This is a genomic window from Geomonas anaerohicana, assembly GCF_016458305.1.
GTDB lineage: Bacteria > Desulfobacterota > Desulfuromonadia > Geobacterales > Geobacteraceae > Geomonas > Geomonas anaerohicana.
The window spans coordinates 82,446-99,290 of record NZ_JAEMHL010000013.1 but is presented as its reverse complement, the minus strand read 5'-3'; the positions used below and the strand labels follow the sequence as shown (position 1 = coordinate 99,290).

13 protein-coding genes are annotated in these 16,845 nt (G+C 63.5%); 11 read left to right on the top strand and 2 right to left on the bottom strand.

What is annotated here, in order from left to right:
• Nucleotides 1-182 precede the first annotated feature (182 nt).
• Complete coding sequence (locus JFN91_RS19045; protein WP_199390728.1) at nt 183-1,382, top strand: MFS transporter; 1,200 nt, start codon at nt 183-185, stop codon at nt 1,380-1,382.
• A 195-nt stretch (nt 1,383-1,577) separates the two neighbouring features.
• Here the strand turns inward: JFN91_RS19045 and nifJ are convergent, their stop codons facing one another.
• Nucleotides 1,578-5,303: a pyruvate:ferredoxin (flavodoxin) oxidoreductase gene (nifJ, locus tag JFN91_RS19040; RefSeq protein WP_199390727.1), complete on the bottom strand. Its 3,726-nt coding sequence runs from the start codon at nt 5,301-5,303 to the stop codon at nt 1,578-1,580.
• Between the two features lie 196 nt (nt 5,304-5,499).
• Nucleotides 5,500-6,420, bottom strand: coding sequence for a LysR family transcriptional regulator (locus JFN91_RS19035; RefSeq protein ID WP_199390726.1), 921 nt, complete (start codon nt 6,418-6,420; stop codon nt 5,500-5,502).
• A gap of 512 nt (nt 6,421-6,932) precedes the next feature.
• Here JFN91_RS19035 and extH point away from each other — a divergent pair.
• From extH to extS, 10 genes are all read left to right on the top strand, one after another.
• A complete protein-coding gene (gene extH / locus JFN91_RS19030; protein WP_199390725.1) occupies nt 6,933-8,246 on the top strand; it encodes a selenite/tellurite reduction operon rhodanese-like protein ExtH in 1,314 nt (437 codons plus the stop codon).
• Nucleotides 8,247-8,298: 52 nt separating this feature from the next.
• Nucleotides 8,299-9,498, top strand: a complete 1,200-nt coding sequence (gene extI, locus JFN91_RS19025) for a selenite/tellurite reduction operon porin ExtI (RefSeq protein ID WP_199390724.1) — start codon at nt 8,299-8,301, stop codon at nt 9,496-9,498.
• A gap of 69 nt (nt 9,499-9,567) precedes the next feature.
• A complete protein-coding gene (gene extJ / locus JFN91_RS19020) occupies nt 9,568-9,888 on the top strand; it encodes a selenite/tellurite reduction operon protein ExtJ (protein WP_199390723.1) in 321 nt (106 codons plus the stop codon).
• A gap of 75 nt (nt 9,889-9,963) precedes the next feature.
• Nucleotides 9,964-11,316: a multiheme c-type cytochrome (seleno)protein ExtKL gene (gene extKL / locus JFN91_RS19015; protein ID WP_407932192.1), complete on the top strand. Its 1,353-nt coding sequence runs from the start codon at nt 9,964-9,966 to the stop codon at nt 11,314-11,316.
• A gap of 275 nt (nt 11,317-11,591) precedes the next feature.
• Entirely contained in the window at nt 11,592-13,442 is a 1,851-nt protein-coding gene (gene extM, locus JFN91_RS19005; RefSeq protein ID WP_407932191.1) for a selenite/tellurite reduction operon c-type cytochrome ExtM, read from the top strand.
• Nucleotides 13,396-14,652 carry a selenite/tellurite reduction operon b-type cytochrome iron-sulfur cluster-binding subunit ExtO gene (gene extO / locus JFN91_RS19000; RefSeq protein WP_199390733.1) on the top strand — a complete coding sequence of 419 codons (1,257 nt, stop codon included), beginning with the start codon at nt 13,396-13,398 and terminating at the stop codon, nt 14,650-14,652. Before extM ends, extO begins: the two co-directional genes overlap by 47 nt.
• A complete protein-coding gene (locus JFN91_RS18995; protein ID WP_199390721.1) occupies nt 14,607-15,020 on the top strand; it encodes a QcrA and Rieske domain-containing protein in 414 nt (137 codons plus the stop codon). The genes extO and JFN91_RS18995 overlap by 46 nt, the downstream gene beginning before the upstream one ends.
• Nucleotides 15,017-15,637, top strand: coding sequence for a cytochrome b N-terminal domain-containing protein (locus tag JFN91_RS18990; RefSeq protein WP_199390720.1), 621 nt, complete (start codon nt 15,017-15,019; stop codon nt 15,635-15,637). The genes JFN91_RS18995 and JFN91_RS18990 overlap by 4 nt, the downstream gene beginning before the upstream one ends.
• Complete coding sequence (gene extQ, locus JFN91_RS18985) at nt 15,634-16,050, top strand: selenite/tellurite reduction operon b-type cytochrome membrane protein ExtQ (protein WP_199390719.1); 417 nt, start codon at nt 15,634-15,636, stop codon at nt 16,048-16,050. Before JFN91_RS18990 ends, extQ begins: the two co-directional genes overlap by 4 nt.
• A complete protein-coding gene (gene extS / locus JFN91_RS18980) occupies nt 16,026-16,838 on the top strand; it encodes a selenite/tellurite reduction operon c-type cytochrome lipoprotein ExtS (RefSeq protein WP_199390718.1) in 813 nt (270 codons plus the stop codon). The genes extQ and extS overlap by 25 nt, the downstream gene beginning before the upstream one ends.
• Nucleotides 16,839-16,845 lie beyond the last annotated feature (7 nt).

Sequence of the window (16,845 nt, the reverse complement as noted above, 5' to 3'; positions counted from 1 at the left end):
GGAGGGACAGGGAGGGGGAGCGTAGCGGCTCGATCCGGCTTCCCCCCTCCCAGCCTCCCCCCTCCAGGGGGAGGTGCGCGTTCTCACCGATAAAACACCGTAGCAGGCGGGGGCGGGGGCTAATGAGTGCTACCATCGGGGCAGGGACGACGTGCGGTCGCAGACCCCGCAAGGACGCCGGCATGAAGAACACAAAGCTGTTCCAGTCGCTGTTTCTGATCAACTTCGCCACCAGCCTCGGCTTCGGCATCGCCGACGCCTTCTTTGCCACCTACCTTTTTTCCCTCGGGGGACGCGGCCTTCTGCTGGGGCTGCCTCTGCTGCTTTTCTCCTTGTCCAAGATCGTTTTCAGCCCGGTCATGGGGGGCTGCGTCGACCGGTTCGGGCCGAGGGCGGCCGTAACCTTCAGCCTCGCCCTCTACCTCCTGGTGTCCCTTGGTTACCTTCTCAGTTCCGACCTGATGGTCATTATGTCGCTGCGCCTGGTTCAAGGGGTGGCCTGCGCCATGTTTCGCCCGGTGATGCTCTCCCTGCTCGGAAGGGCGAGCGGCACGGACGGAGAGGGGCGCGCGGCTGGGACCTTCGACATTTCCTTCTACCTTGCCATCGGGATTGGGCCGGTCCTGGGGGGAGTGCTGCATGACCTGTGGGGGTTCTACGGCATCTTCGCGAGCCTTACCCTTTTGTGCCTGCTGGCGCTCGCTGTAGCGCTGCGGTGCATCCCCTCCGCCCTTTGCGGCGGGGCACCGTCCGGAAAAGACAAGGTCTCACTGACGCTTCCCGCCGCTCTCGAGGTGGCGCGCCACGGCGCCATGGGAGGGCTTCTCGTCTTCATTTTCGGAAGGGGGTGCGGTATTTCCCTTCTGGCGGGATTCTTCCCCATCCTCTTGAACGCGCGGCTGGGGCTTACCGGCACCCAGACCGGCCTGGTGCTCGCCTCCAGCACCCTGGTCATCACGACGCTGTTGCGTCCGGTCGGCAGGCTGTCCGATTGCCGTTCGCGAAAATCCCTGGTGCTGCTGGGTGGGATCTCGGTGTCGTTGCTCTATTTCCTGATTCCCGCGGCACAGGGGTTCCACCAGGTGCTCGTGCTGGGTGGGGGGATAGGGCTCTGCAGCGTGCTTTCGCAGCCGGCCAGCACCGCGCTTCTTCTCGAGCAGGGGGAGCGTCACGGGACGGGGCTTGCCGTCGGTATTTTCAATGCGGCGCTGAACCTCGGTTTCCTGGTGGGGCCGCTCTTCGGGGGATGGCTGCAGAGCCGGTTCGGGCTTACCTCAGTCTTTTACGCCGCCGGCTGGATCGGTCTTGCAGCGGCGGTACTTTTCGCCGCGAGCACCCTTGAGAAGGAGGGGACAGGCTCCGCCAGGTGCCTGTCCCCTTAGGGGGGATTTTCCCTGGTTCCCAAGCTCCAGCTTGGGAACCCCATATGGCGCAAAGCTCCAGCTTTGCATCCGAGGGAAGTTGGCGCTTCGAAGAGGCTTTGCGTTCCCAAGGTGGACCTTGGGAACGGGATCAACCAAAAGCAAATCTCCCTAAATCCCCCTTCGCAAAGGGGGACTTTTACCAGCGGAAGCTTGTCACTTATCGGGGTCCTTGATGTTCTTGTCGATCCCCGCGCGGCCGTCGTCACATTCCTCCTCGGGCTCGCTGGGGCGGCTGTAGCGCGGGTCGCTGGTCGCGCTGACGCAGACCGGCGCCGGTTCCTCGGTCGCTCCCGCGGCGGCGGGGACACGGTCGTGCTTTCTCCCCCCCTCCTTAGGTACGTCCCCCTTGGTCGGTTGCCAGTCCGCCATGTCGCGGAACATGCGGAACCGCTCCACCGCCTCCTGCTCCATCTGCTCGCGCAGTTGCCGCGCCACCTCGGGATTCTGCTTTTCCAGCGATTGAAAGCGCACCTCGCCCGAGAGGAACTCGGCCATGCTGCCGTCGGGCTTTTTTGACTCCAGGATGAACGGGTTCTTCCCGTCCCGCTTCAGGAGCGGGTTGTACCGGTACAACGGCCAATAGCCACACTTGACCGCCAACTGACTTTCCTCGATCGATTTCCCCATCCCTTTCCTTAGCCCCTGGTTGATGCAGGTTGAATAGGCGATGATGAGCGACGGACCGGGATAGGCCTCCGCCTCGGTGATCGCCTTGAGGGTCTGGTTCTTGTCGGCGCCGATGGCGATGGAGGCGACGTAGACGTAGCCGTAGGTCATGGCCATGCGTCCCAGGTCCTTCTTGGAGGTCCGCTTGCCGGAGGCGGCGAAACGGGCGATGGCCCCCAATTGGGTGGCCTTGGAACACTGGCCGCCGGTGTTGGAGTAGAGCTCGGTGTCCATAACCAGGAGATTCACGTCCTCGCCGGTGGAGATGACGTGGTCCAGGCCGCCGAAGCCGATGTCGTAGGCCCAGCCGTCGCCGCCGTAGATCCAGATGGATTTTTTGGTGAACAGGTCGGCCGATGCCGCGATCTGCTGCAGCAGCTCGTTGTCACCCGCCTTCCCGAGCAGCTCCTTCAACCGGTCGCCGTGGCGCCGGGACAGTTCCGGGTCCATCATCCCGGCCAGCCACCCTTCCAGTTCACCCCTGAGATCTCCTTCCGGCAGGCTGTGCACCGCGCGGCGCACCTGGTCCGCCAGCAGGTGCCTGCGCTGCGACACCGCCATGTGGTAGCCGAAGCCGAACTCGGCGGCGTCCTCGAAGAGCGAGTTGTTCCAGGCCGGGCCGTGGCCCTCGGCATTGGCGCAGTAGGGGGAGACCGGCGCGGAGGCGCCCCAGATGGAGCTGCAGCCGGTGGCGTTGGCGATCATCATGCGTTCGCCGAAGAGCTGGGTGACGATCCTGGCGTACGGGGTCTCGCCGCAGCCGGAGCAGGCGCCTGAGAACTCGAGGAGCGGCTGCTGGAACTGGCTGCCGATCACCGTGGTCCGTTTCACCAGGTGCCCTTTCGGCGCGAGGGTCTCGGCGAACTTGCGGTTCTCCTCCTGCACCGCGGACTGGGTGTCGATCGGCTTCATCACCAGCGCCGGGACCTTGGCGGGGCAGATGTCGGCGCAGTTGCCGCACCCCATGCAGTCCAGGGTGTAGACCTGGATTCGGAAGCCCATCCCCTTGAGTTCCTTGGCGTTGACCGGGATAGTCTGATAAGTCTCTGGTGCGTTGGCCAGTTCGCTGTCGGTGGCAACGAAGGGGCGGATGGTGGCGTGCGGGCAGATGTAGGCGCACTGGTTGCACTGGATGCAGTTTTCCTTGATCCACTCGGGGACGTTGATGGCGACGCCCCTTTTTTCGTAGCGCGCGGTGGAGAAGGGGAAGACCCCGTCCGGGGTGAAGGAGGAGACCGGCAGGTCGTCGCCCTTCTGGCGCAGGATCGGGAAGACCATGTCGCGCATGTAGTCGGGCATCGGCTGCTTGAGGCGGAAGTCGGTGCCGCGCTCGTCGTCGGCGTCGCGCCAGGAGTCGGGATAGGAGATCTCGACCAGGCTCTGCACGGCGAGATCGACCGCGGCCAGGTTCATCTCGACCACCTGGTCACCTTTCCGGCCGTACTCCTTGCGGATCGAGTCCTTCAAGAGCTCCACGGCCCGCTCGAAGGGGAGCACGCCGGAGAGCTTGAAGAAGGCGGTCTGCATGATCATGTTGATGCGCCCGCCGAGCCCTGCGGACTGGGCGATGCTGATGGCGTCCACGTTGTAGAGGCGCACCTTCTTCTGGGCGATGGCGCGGCGCATGGCGGCCGGCAGGTTCGCCTCCATGGCGTCCACCGTGTTCCAGGGGGAGTTGAGCAGGAAGGTGCCGCCGTCCTTTATCCCTTCCAGCAGGTCGTAGATCTGCACGTAGGGCGCCTTTTGGCAGGAGATGAAATCGGCGGCGTCGACCAGGTAGGTGGACTGGATGGGGCTCTCGCCGAAGCGCAGGTGCGACACGGTGATGCCGCCGGACTTCTTGGAATCGTAGGAGAAGTAGGCCTGCGCGTAGAGGTCGGTGTTGTCGCCGATGATCTTGATGGCGGCCTTGTTGGCCCCGACCGTGCCGTCGGCGCCCATGCCCCAGAAGCGGCACTGGATGGTCCCCTCGGGCGTAGTGGAGAGGGTCCCCTCGACCGGGAGCGACGTGTCGCTCACGTCGTCGGTGATGCCGACCGTGAAGTGGCGCTTGCCGGGGCGGCCCGCCATGTTGTCGAAGATGCTCTTCACGTGTACGGGTCGGAATTCCTTGGAGCCCAGGCCGTAGCGCCCGGCGTAGAGTTCCGGCATCTCGCCGCCCCGCTCCAGAAGTGCCGTGCAGACGTCCTGGTAGAGCGGTTCGCCCAGCGACCCCGGCTCCTTGGTACGGTCGAGCACCGTGATCTTCGCCGCGGTGGGGGGGATGACGGACAGCAGGGCGTCGGCGTCGAAGGGGCGGTACAGGCGCACCTTGACCAGCCCCACCTTCTCGCCCTGCCCGTTCAGGTACTGCACCACCTCTTCGCAGGTCTCGCAGGACGAGCCCATGGTGATGATGACCCGATCCGCCTCGGCGTGTCCGATGTAGTCGAAGAGGCGGTAATGCCGCCCGGTCAGCTGTCCCACCCGCTCCATGGTCTCGGTCACCACCTGCGGCAGCGCCTGGTAGAACGGATTGGCGCGCTCGCGCCCCTGGAAGTAGATGTCGGGATTCTGGGCGGTGCCGCGCAGTTCGGGGTGCTCCGGGTTCATGGCCTTTCTGCGGAAGGCGGCCAGCTTTTCGTGGTTCACCAGCCGGGCCATCTCCTCGTAGTCGATCACCTCGATCTTCTGCACTTCGTGCGAGGTCCGGAAGCCGTCGAAGAAGTGCAGGAAGGGGATGCTGGCCTCCAGGGCGGCCAGGTGGGCCACCAGGGCGAGGTCCATCACCTCCTGGACCGAGGACGCGCAGAGCATGGCGAAGCCGGTGGGGCGTGCCGCCATGACGTCCTGGTGGTCGCCGAAGATGGAGAGAGCGTGGGTGGCGATGGCGCGGGCCGAGACGTGGAACACGCCGGGGAGCTGCTCGCCGGCGATCTTGTACATGTTGGGGAGCATGAGCAACAGCCCCTGCGATGCGGTGAAGGTGGTGGTGAGCGCCCCCGCCACCAGGGAACCGTGCACCGCACCGGCGGCCCCGGCCTCGGATTGCAGCTCCTTGATGTTCAGTACCTGGCCGAAGACGTTCTTGCGTCCCTCCGCCGCCCACTCGTCGGCTACTTCCCCCATAGTCGAGGATGGGGTAATCGGGTAGATGGCCGCGGTCTCGCTGAGCGCGTAGGCGACATGAGCCGCCGCGGTATTGCCGTCCATGGTTTTCCTGGTTCCACTCATGTGAACAGTCCCCCTTGTCCAGAGATGGCTGCACCCGCCCAGTGGGCTTCCCCGCAATAATGGGGACGCAGAGAGGGTGGAGATAATGAAGTTTAATATGCTACCACTAATTTTTGTGAAGGGAAGAAAGGAGCGGGCATGGCGGTGCGGAGTAGGGGGTGAACAGGGCGGAGGGGGTGAGGCAGCCGGCGCGAGGTCAGCGCGGTATCAGTTCGGATGGCGGGGCGAGCGAGAACCTGTGGAAGATCCCCTCGATGAGGTCGAACAGGGTCGGGTCGAGGCTGCGGTTCTTCTCCAGGACCAGGCGCCGCGGCCGGGACGGGGCGAACCCCTCGACGTGGTGGCTGACCAGCGAACCTTCGGCCAGGGAGGAAGCCACCACGCTGCGGGAGATGAAGGTGACCCCTTCTCCGGCCTTGACTGCCTTGATGATGAAGGGGATGTCGTCGAAGTAGACGGTGTTGCGGAACTCGGCGGCGTCGCGGCCGATGGCAAGCATGCTCTTTTCCAAAAAGCGCCGCGCACAGCAGCCGGATTTCTTGCAGTACAGGCGCTGGTCGAGCATGGTCTCGACGCCGACCATCCTGCTGTCGATGAAGCCGGGCCTGCTCACGAAGACCATCTCGTCGTCAGGCAGGGGGTACACCGCGAACTCGTCGAGGTTCAGGTCCTCGCAGAACTCGATCAGGACCAGGTCGTACAGCTTTTCCTTGAGCCCCTTCAGGGCCCCTTCAGGCATGTCGAAGACGAAGCTCAGGTCGCTGTTCTGGGAGTTGCGCGACATGAAACGCGTGAAGATATCGGGGAGGAAGGAGATGCCGAAGGGAGCGGTGCAGCAGAAGGAGATCTTGCGTCTGCGCGCCAATAGTTGAAGGTCGTGGAGAAACTCCTGCTCCATCTGCAGCACCTGCCGCGCCTTCTCTATCAGGAGCTGCCCGGCCGCCGTCGGCTTGAGCGTAATCCCCGAGCGGTCCAAAAGGAGCTGCCCGTAGTGGTCCTCGAGGATCTTTATCCGGCGCGAAACGGCAGACTGCGTCACGCAGAGGATTTCGGCCGCCTTGGAGAAGCTGCCGCATTCGATCGAAACTACGAGGGTTTTTAGGTTGGTGAAATCCATCTATCTGGTCTCGACGCTGCCGGCCATGCGAAACTCGCATAGGTTGTGTGAGAATATGTCGTTTGTGCATATTGCAAAATTCTTATATGAATTGCAACACTGAATGTGGCCAAAAGCTGCCGACTCAGAAAGTAATGTAAGATTTATTTAATTACTATGCGTGTTACGCATGACGGCATGAAAAACTTTCACTTGAGTAGTTCGCCCTATTCTGCGAAGAAGCGACAGTACCTTTGTGAGCCGTCCTTCTTGCGAAGTTCTCGCCAAAAGCAGTAATAAGTCAGTACTTTGCACCAGAGCTGTTGGATCAGTTATTTTGACATGGCGACCTTTGACATTACTTTTGTCGATTTCTCAGCACGTTAACTTGTCTTAGCTATATTCTTGACAGAAAACGAAATTATTTTAACTTTTGCAGGTGTAGTCTTTGACTGTGCTAATAAAGGAGAAAGGAGGACCGGAACTCTAAGATCTGTTGGAAGCCATATTTCACCCAATCCAAAGGAGGTTGTATGTCGGAGAAGATGATGCAAAAGAGCAGATTACTGCTGTTCTCGCTGCTCGGTCTGGTGGCCGTAGCGGCTCTCAGCATCTGGGGGTGCGGTAATACGAGCTACGACAGCCCCGCCAAGGGCATTACCACGACCAAAACTGCAACCGCACTGATCGAACCCGCGGACCTGAACCAGTGGATCACGGAGGGCAAGGTAAACAAGGCCGGTGGCTATGACCGGGTGGTGATCCTCCAAGTCGACGGCACGGCAACCAACTACGATCTCGGGCACATCGCCGGCTCCCAGAGCGTCGGCCTCACCACCGAGCTCGCGCAAACCCGCGTCGAAGGGCCGATGTACACCGGTTCCATGGTTCCCGACGGGACCACCATGGACACCTTGATCCAGCGTACCGGCATCGACGCCAACACCACCATCGTCTTTACCACCTCCGAGGCCGAGAGCGGCTCCCCCTGGAACCTGACCCGCGGCTACACCGTGTTCCGTTACTGGGGCTTCCCCAAGGAAAGGCTCAAGGTGCTCAACGGCGGCAACAAGGCCTGGAAGGCGGCCGGCCTGCCGCTGGTCTTCGACAAGCCCACCGTCGCCAGGTCGAGCTACGTGGCAACCCCCAACGGCATCAATCGTGTCAGGCCTGACCTGAGGGCTTCCCTCTCCGACATGATCGCCGCGGTCACCGCGGGCACCGCCGGCAACGATTTCATCGACGGCAGGAGCACCGACGTGCCCGCCGGCCCCACCTCCGACCTCATCGACACCTCGACCCCGACCAAGTACGTGGTCTTCGAGGGTGCCGTGCACGGTGGCCGCAACAAGGCACACACCCTCCTGCACACCGCCGGCAAGTTCAAATCGATCGACGACGTGAAGACGGCGCTGGCCATTCCGGCCGGTCGCACCTCGGTCTATACCATCTGCCGCGCCGGCAACATCGCCTCCGTTCTCTTCTTCGCCATCGACGGCTATGCCTACTACAACGAGACCAACGCCGGAACCATGAAGGCAATCTGGTACGACGGCTCCTGGGGGCAGTGGGGACTCATGGCCAGCTCCGACAAGGTCGGCACCACCCTCGCCAACGCAGGCGGCAAGCTCGCGGTAGGCTCCATCTGGGATACCACCGCCCTGACCGATTCGCGCACCTACAACATCGACGCCGGGCGCGCCATAGTCACCTACAACACGCGTCTTTTGAGCCCCGAGCCGACCTATGCGACCGGCAACCAGATCGAAGATACGGATGCGGCCTACCATAGCCCGGTCACTACCAGCAGCGGCAGTGGCACCTCCGGCGGCGGAGGCGGCTGCTAAGGTCACAGGCAGCTTTCGGATCATCAATCGACCACATAGGGAGTAGACGACCATGATCAATATCAACAAGACCGTCTGTGCTGCCCTGCTCGGGGTAGCTCTGGCCAGCACAACCGCATTTGCAGGACCCAAAATGACCTTCGGCCCCAATGACGAGGGGGCGCTGCAGCTGGACTACAAGGGCCAGTTCCAGATGACCTTCCGCGACATCGGTTCGGGCGACAACAACGAGGACACCACGGCCAACTTCAACTTCCGCCGCAACCGCCTGGCCCTCATGGGCAAGTACGGCGACATGATGTCCATCTACGTGCAGACCGAGTACACCGACGACCAGAACCTGACCCCGCTCGACGTGGCGTCACAGAACCAGGGCTCGAACTTCCAGCTCCTGGATGCGGTGGTCCGCTTCAAGATCGACAACGCGTTCCGCGTCAACGTCGGCAAGTTCAAGTACAACCTCTCGCGTGAGAACCTGGAGGCGTGCGAGGCCCCGCTGACCCTGGACCGCTCGCTCTTCATCCGCGCACCCTACGTGACCACGCGCGACACCGGCGTGGCGGTATGGGGCAACCTCTTCAAGGACATGTTCCAGTACCGCCTCGACGCCATGGAAGGACGCAAGGCAGTTTCCGGCGACACCGCCCCCGCCTCGAACTTCCGCTACTCGGCGCGCGCCCACGTGACGCTGCTCGACCCGGAAAACGATTACGGCTACAAGGGGACCTACCTGGGCAAGAAGAAGGTCGCCACCTTCGGCGCGGCGTACCAGTTCGAGCCGGACGTCGCCTACGGCGACACGGTTCTGAGAACCGGGAAGAAGGACTACAAGGCCTGGACCTTCGACGGTTTCGTCGAGTATCCCGTCGAGGCCGTAGGCACCTTCACCGTGTCCGGCGCCTACGAAAAGATCGACCTCGACAAGGCCTATCTTGGCGACAACCCCGACCCGAACGTGGTCGGCATCAACGGGGAGAAGAACGGCTACTACGTCAAGGCCGGCTACATGCTTCCCAACATCCCGCTGCAGCTCTTCGTGCGTCACGAGGACTGGAAATTCGCCAACCTGAACGGCATCTACAATCAGCGCGTTTTCTGGACCGGCGGCGGCGTGAACTACTACCTGCGCGACCAGAACCTGAAGCTCACCTTCGAGGCCAACTCCACCGGCTTCCGTAACGGCAGCGGCACCACGGCCGACGGGACCGAGGACTTCATGACCTACGTGACCCAGCTCCAGGTGATCTTCTAACCACAGACAGCCCGCAGGGGACTGGCTCCGCCAGGTGCCAGTCCCCCTCGGGCAAGAGGAGGAAAAGCGATGTTTGCTAAAGCGATGAGGATAGCGGCGACAACCCTGGCCATGCTGAGCCTGGCGGCCACGGCCTTTGCGGCAGGACCGGCCAAAGGGAAGGTAACCAAAGTGGATGGCGAGCAGGTCACGGTGACCCTGGAGGCTGCTCCCCCGGCCTTCGTGAAGAAAGGGGCCACCGTCTCGGCTGCCGGCGGCTCGCCCAAGGTGCTTGCCGTGCAGGGCAACGAGGTGACGCTCAAGTTCGGCAAGGCCAAGGCTGAGAAGATGAAGGTCGACTCCCCGGTGTCGCTCACGGAGTGCGAAGGGGATGAGCTTCAGGGTTGCTAGGGTTGCTGAGGAAAAGGGCGCCCCGCGCAAGCGGGGCGCCCGCACTCGCACATCATCGGTTGAACGGGAGCAGCCATGAACAGAATGATCTTTCAGGGAGGCCTTGCCGCCGCCCTGCTTTTAGGGGCGCTGGCGGCGCCCTCTTTTGCCGGCAAGGCCGGCATCGGCTGGCAGGAAACCATAGCCGCCAAATCGGGGAAGGCGAAGACCCTCGCCGAACTGGCCAAGATGTACGACTCGAGCTCCTGCGTGGAATGCCACCAGGAGCAGCATGACCAGGCCTCCAAATCGATCCACTCGCGCTCGCTCTTCGGCACGGCGCGCACGGCGATGACCATCATGACCACCATCGAGAACGGCCTTATGGAAGAGCCCTACTCAGGGGTGAAGAGCCCGAAGGACGTCAAGGTGGAGCACCTGATGGGATGCGCCAAGTGCCACCTGCCGCAGTTGGCCGACGCCGAGGACTCGGTGGCCCAGGAACTGGTCACCACCCTCTACGGCTGGAAGGAGGCGCGGGCCAAGAAGGACAAGGAGGTGGCCAAGAAGTTCGAGGAGAAGTTGAAGAGCGTCTCCATCAATTGCCTGGTCTGCCACAACCGGAACGCCATAACCCACAAGTGGCAGGACGGCTATCCCAAGGCCGGGGTGGTGTACGGCTCCAAGGACGGCGATCATCCCTCCGACAAGTTCCCCAAGATGGCCAAGAGCCCGATCATGGACCAGGCCATACAGTGCGGCCAGTGCCACGGCCTGGGCCCCAACCTGGAGCTGGACGAGCCGACCCAGTGCTGCACCTCGTACGGCAGTTACCTCTGGGCCTACAAGGCCGAGGTGGGGCAGGAGAACTGCCAGGACTGCCACATGAAAAACTCGAAGCTCGGGCACAACATCCAGTCCTACCGGGATGCGGCTATGAGCGACAAGGCGGTCGAGTTCAAGGCCGAGGCCTTCGGGTACTACTGGCGCGACGGCGCCAAGATCAGGCCCAGGGCCGTGGTCAAGGTCGAGATGCTCAACAAGGCGGGACACTCCATCCCCGACGGCTGACCGACCCCCAACCGACTGGTTCTGTCGGTAATCGGTAAGACCAAGGACGGCAAGGAAGTGTTCAACCAGGAGAAGATCTACATGCCGGTCCCGCAACAGTTGGCCCGTGGCGACCGGATGGGGCGCGGCCCCTACGAGAAGAGCGGCCTGATCGAGGACACCGGGCTGCCGCCGGGCAAAGTTGTGAAGGAGCGCTTCGAAATCTTCTATCCGCTGGAAGAGGTCGAGGTGAACGGCAAAACGGTGGAGAAGCCGGCCGCCTACGACCTGGACGTGGAAGTGAAGCTCACCTATCTTCCCTTCGGCACCCCCAACAGCGATCCCTTTGTCTGGAAGGAGTTCGCCAAGAGGGTGAGTATCAGCCAGAGTGGTAAATAGCAAAAAAGAGAAAGGTTCCTGGTTTGTTATGGCCGGCATCCACCGCGATGCCGGCCTTTTTTTGTCTACCGCTCATGAAAGGTTTTGGAGAATGGCTTTAATTTGACTATAATGCGCGGGAGTTCAGTGCAGAGACAGCGGGCGATATGAAGGTTACAGACCGAGAAACATCCCCAGCTCCTCCCCCCGGAGGGGGGAGGTCGGGAGGGGGGACGCGGGATGCGGGCAAGATGGATTTTCCCCTCCCTGGCCCTCCCCCTCCGGGGGCGGGGACCGTGGCGCCATCAGGCTGGTCCCGGGGTGCCCGCAAAGCCGCTCTGCTGGCTGCCCTTTTCGCTGCCGGGTGCATCGGAAAGGGTACGCCGGCCAACAACTGCCTCACCTGCCATGCCGGCATCGAGCATGCCTCGGCGACGCACCACGACTGCGTCGCCTGCCACGGCGGTGATGCCAGGGCAACCCGAAAGGACATCGCCCACCGCGGCATGCTGGGCAAGGGCAATCCCTCCGCCCCGGAGCACTGGGACAAGAGCTGCGGCGCCTGCCACCTTTATCAGTTGGACCGGATCAAGTCGAACCTGATGTACACCACGACCGGGATGATCCGCAACATCCGGCTCACCTGGGAAGGGCCGGAAGACGGCGACTACGCCAGCCGCGCCGGCGAGGTCTACGATCCCGCCGGCAAGCCGCTGCGGCTCCAGCCGGTGGCGGAGCTCGACCACGTCTCCGGTGAGCTCTACCGCAAGTTCTGCTCCCAGTGCCACGTGGCCCGGGAGAGCGGGGACGTCTACGGGGCGAGCCATGCCTCGGGGTGCGCCGCCTGCCACTTCCCCTACAACGACCGCGCCCTGTACCGGGGTGGCGACGCCACCGTGCGGGGGAGGGGACCCTACGCGGCAAGCCACGCCATGGAGCGGCTGCCGGGCAACGAGGTCTGCTCCCGTTGCCACAACCGCAGCGGGCGCATCGCCTATTCCTACCAAGGGCTTAACGACGGCAGCAATTCCCTGGTGCCGACCCGCTTCGGTCTCCCGGGGCCGGTGCTGGCCAGCGGCAACAGGAACCTCACCCACATCGCACCGGACATCCACTTCGCCGCCGGCATGGATTGCATCGACTGCCACACATCGCGCGACCTGATGGGGGACGGCTACGCCTACCGGAACATGTACCTGCAGACCGAGATCTCCTGCGAGGACTGCCACGGCGGCCTGAAGCCCCCGCGCTACCGCGAGATCGCCAGCGAAAACGACGAGGTGCTGCGGGAGTCCCAGGGATACCGGATGCAGATGCGGCAGGGGATGAAGATGATCCTCACCGCCAAGGGGCGCCCGTACTCCAACGTCTTCTACAGGGACGGCGCGGTCTGGGTGCTGGGGAAGCGCAGCGGCAGGCTGTTCAAAAGCCTTGTCATCACGGGCACTTCGGAACATACCGTGGTCGGCCACGGCCGGATGGAATGCTACTCCTGCCACAGCCGTACCGTGGTCCAGTGCTACGGCTGCCACACCAGCTACGACAAGACGAGGTCCGCCATGGATTACGTCAAGGGGGTGCCGACGCCCGGCCGCTTCAGCGAGAAGGAAGATTACCGGATGCTCTACCCCTTCCCGCTGGCCCTGAACCAGCGCGGCAGGATCTCCACCGTCACGCCCGGGTGCCAGACCTTCGTGAGCGTGGTGGAGCCGGACGGAAGCCTCTCCAAAAACGAGTACGTGGCGCGCTTCAAGGGGCAACAGCAGCTTCGCTTCGCCCCCTTTTACTCGCACAACACCGGGAAGAAGGCCATCGGCTGCGGCGAGTGCCACGGCAACCCCGCGTTCCTCGGTTTCGGGCAGCATGTGGTTTCCGGGAGGAACATCGAGGGTACCATGATCTGCGAGCAGTCGGCGGACAAGCCTCTGGACGGCTTTTTGACCCTCCAGGAGGGGAAGGTGCGGGCCTACTCGGCCATCACCCGGGAACACTCCCGTCCCCTGAACGGCGCCGAGGTACGGCGCGCCCTGGCGGTGAATCTCTGCCTGGTCTGCCACGACAAGGCCGCTGACCCCATCTATCGAAAGGAGCTGGACCATGGTGCGCTCAATGATGCGCTACATCGTCGCCTTGTGTCTGCTCCTTAGCGCGACGGTCGCTTTCGGCAAGGAGAACTGCACCGTCTGCCACAAGAAGGTGGTCAAAGGGGTGCACCGCGGGCTTCCTTGCCTCTCCTGCCACTTGGACGAGACCAGGACCCTGGCCAATCCCGCCTCGAGGGAGAGCCGCGCCGCCGGATGTGTCGGCTGCCACAAGGGGTACGCGGCGCTCTTCGACCAGCCCATGGGGAGCCGCCGGGGAGAACTCGATTTCGTCGCGGCCAGCTACGGGAAAGCCGAACCACGCTTTTTCGCCAGGAACTGTAACGCCTGCCACCTCAAGGGGTGCACCGACTGCCACGCCGGCAAAGGGCACGACATCGGCAAGCCCCGCGACCGCGACTGCTTCACCTGCCATAAAGGCTACTTCGTCGGGACGGACTACTACGGCATGGCGCCGCGTGAGGACAGCATGCGCTACCAGCGCGGCGAGGTGGCCTACGGCGAGGCGTACCTGAAAATGACACCGGACCTGCACGCGGAGGCCGGGCTTTCCTGCGGTGCCTGTCACTCCATGCAGAGCCTCGCCGCCGGGCGCAAGGCAGCCAAGGGGTGTCGGGATTGCCACGAGCCAAAGCAAAGCGTGCCGGAACACCGGATCGCGGCGCACCTGGAGAAGATGGAGTGCTGGGCCTGTCACTCGGCCTGGGCCGCGCAGGAGTACGGCACCTTTTTCCTGCGCTTCAGCAACAGTCCGTCGCAGGAACTCTACGGGCTGCGCCGGGACCAGGGCGCCGAGGAATACCTGAAAAGTGCGTATCTGCGGCGCCAGGACGCGCCACCACTGGGTTTGAACGGGCGGGGCAAGGTAAGCCCGATCAGACCCGAGTTCATCGCCTATTTCACCGATGTGAGGAACGACCGGGCTGTCTGGGATGAGAACCGGCTACTGGCGGCCCGGTGGAAAGCGTTCTTCCCCCACACGGTGCGTCGCGGCACCGTCATGTGCGAGGGGTGCCACGATAACCCGCGTCGCTTCCTGCGGGAACCCAAGGAGGACCGCATCTACCAGCTGCAGGCCGAGGGGATGACGCTCCCCTCGTTCTGGGATGCGACCGGTCAGCAGGTAACCAACGGCTCGTTCTATCCACAGCGGCGTTACCTGGAACTTGCTCGCAAGAGCACGGCCTATCGGAGGGCCTACCTGGAAAAATGGCAGAGCTTGGTCAAACACGTCGAACCTTCCTCGGCACCCTGATCGCCCTGGCAGCGGGTGGGTGGTTCCTGGGGAAATTCCTGACCCCGCGCGGCAAGCGCAAGAAGACGCTTCTCACCGTTGCCAAGGGTGATCTCCCGCGTGACGGAGCGCTGGTGTACCGTGAGGCGCGCATTGCTGTCCTGGACCGGGGCGGGCAGGTCTACGCGCTGAACCTGGTCTGCACCCACCTGGGCTGCACGGTCAACGTCACCCCCGCCGGTCTGGTCTGCCCCTGTCACGGCTCCGAGTTCGACCGCGAGGGGAAGGTGCTGAAGGGCCCCGCCGACCGGGCCTTGGAGCGGTACCAGGTGCAGGTGGTCGGTGACACTTACCAGGTGCAGGCGAAACAGCGGGAGCAACTGATTTGATCGAAGACTTCCTCAAACATCTTTTCCCACGGGCGGTACTGCAAAGGAACCTGACCCTCTCCTATACTCTCTGCCTGGGAGGGCTGGCCTTCAGTTGCCTCATGCTGCTGGCCGCCTCCGGGTTGCTGCTCCTTTTCTACTACCAGCCCACCCCGGCCGCCGCCTACCCCTCTATCCTGCTTCTGGAGTCCTCGGTCTGGGGCGGACGCTACCTGAGAAGCCTGCACCGGCTGGCGAGCCATTTCTTCCTGGTGCTGATCGTCCTGCACACCCTGCGGGTTATCCTGACCGGCGCCTATCAAAAACCGCGGGAACTGAACTGGCTGGTCGGCTGCGCCCTGCTCCTGCTGGCCATCTTCGAGGGGTACACCGGCTACCTCCTCCCCATGGACCAACTCGCCCTCTGGGCCACCCAGACCGGCATGGAACTGCTGCACACCATGCCGGTCGGCGGGGCGCTGCGCGCGGCGCTGGTGCCGGACGGGGTGGGCGAGCCCGCCTCGCTGCTGCGCTTCTACGTGCTGCACATACTGATGATCCCGGGGGCGCTGTTCTTTCTCAGCGGGCTCCACTTCTACCGGATCAGGAAGGACAAGGGGGTGCTCCCCTACCTATGAAACGAGGCTACCTAAAGAGTTCGCCGTACTTCTTCCGGCTCATCAAGATCGCGCTGACGCTCACGGTGCTGACCCTCATGGCCCTGACGGCGCTGATCCCGGCCCCCCTGCAGGAACAGGCCAACCTCGCCCGCGTTCCCAACCCCGTCAAGTCCGCCTGGTTCCTGCTCTGGATCCAGGAACTGGTCAGCTACTCGAAGTACCTGATCTACCTGGTGCTGGCACTGACGGCCGCTTTCATCGCGCTCCCCTGGCTCTCCCGTTCCGCCCCGCCGCAGGGGGCCTGCTGGTTCCCCCGCGAAAGCCGTGTCGTGAACTGCGTGGCGCTCGCCATCTGCGTTGCGGTGCTGGCGCTCACCCTCGTGGCCATGTTCTGCAGAGGTGCCAATTGGCAGTTCGTTTCCCCCTTTTAGCCGCGCTCGCCTTGCTTGCCGCTCCGGTGGCTGCGCAGGCCGGAGCACCCTCCTGCCTCAAGTGTCACTCCGCGCACTTCCGTGCCCTGGGCAGTTGCGTGACCTGTCATGCCGGCGATCCCCGCTCGGAACGGCTGAGTATCGCTCACCACGACCTGGTGCCGGGACGCTTCGCCTGGTTTGCCGTGCCGGGTTCTGTCGTCACGCAGCGGGGGCGCGACCTGATGGAAAACTACGCCTGTCGGCGCTGCCACACCTCGGCAGGGAAGGGGAACCGGCTGGCGGCGGACCTGGATCATTTACCGGCAGGGACCACGGCGCAGGTGATCTCTGATGCCGTCGGCAACCCGGCGCTGTTGATGCCCCAGTTTCACTTCACCGAACGGCAGAAGGCGGAGCTGGTGAATGCGGTGCTGGTGGGGGCGCGGGAGGCTGCGGGGAAGGGGGGGCGCCGGCAGGGGGAGTCGCCCCAGGTGGTCCATTTTCAGGATGGCGATGCCGGCAGGGACAACGTCTTCGAGCGGCGCTGCGGCGCGTGCCACCGGCTGCTCACCCGCACCTGGGGCGGGCTGGGGCGCGGCAGCATCGGCCCCAACCTTTCCGGGTTGTTGACCGAGTTCTACCCCCGGACGGCGCCCAATAGGAGTGCCTGGAACCAGGCGGCCCTGGAAAAGTGGCTGGAAAATCCGAGGAAAAGCCGGGAGCAGACCCAGATGCGCCCGGTAGTCCTGCAAGAAGGGGAGTTGGCAAAGCTCGTGAGCATGCTGGCAGACCGCCAGGAAAGGTAAGGCCACA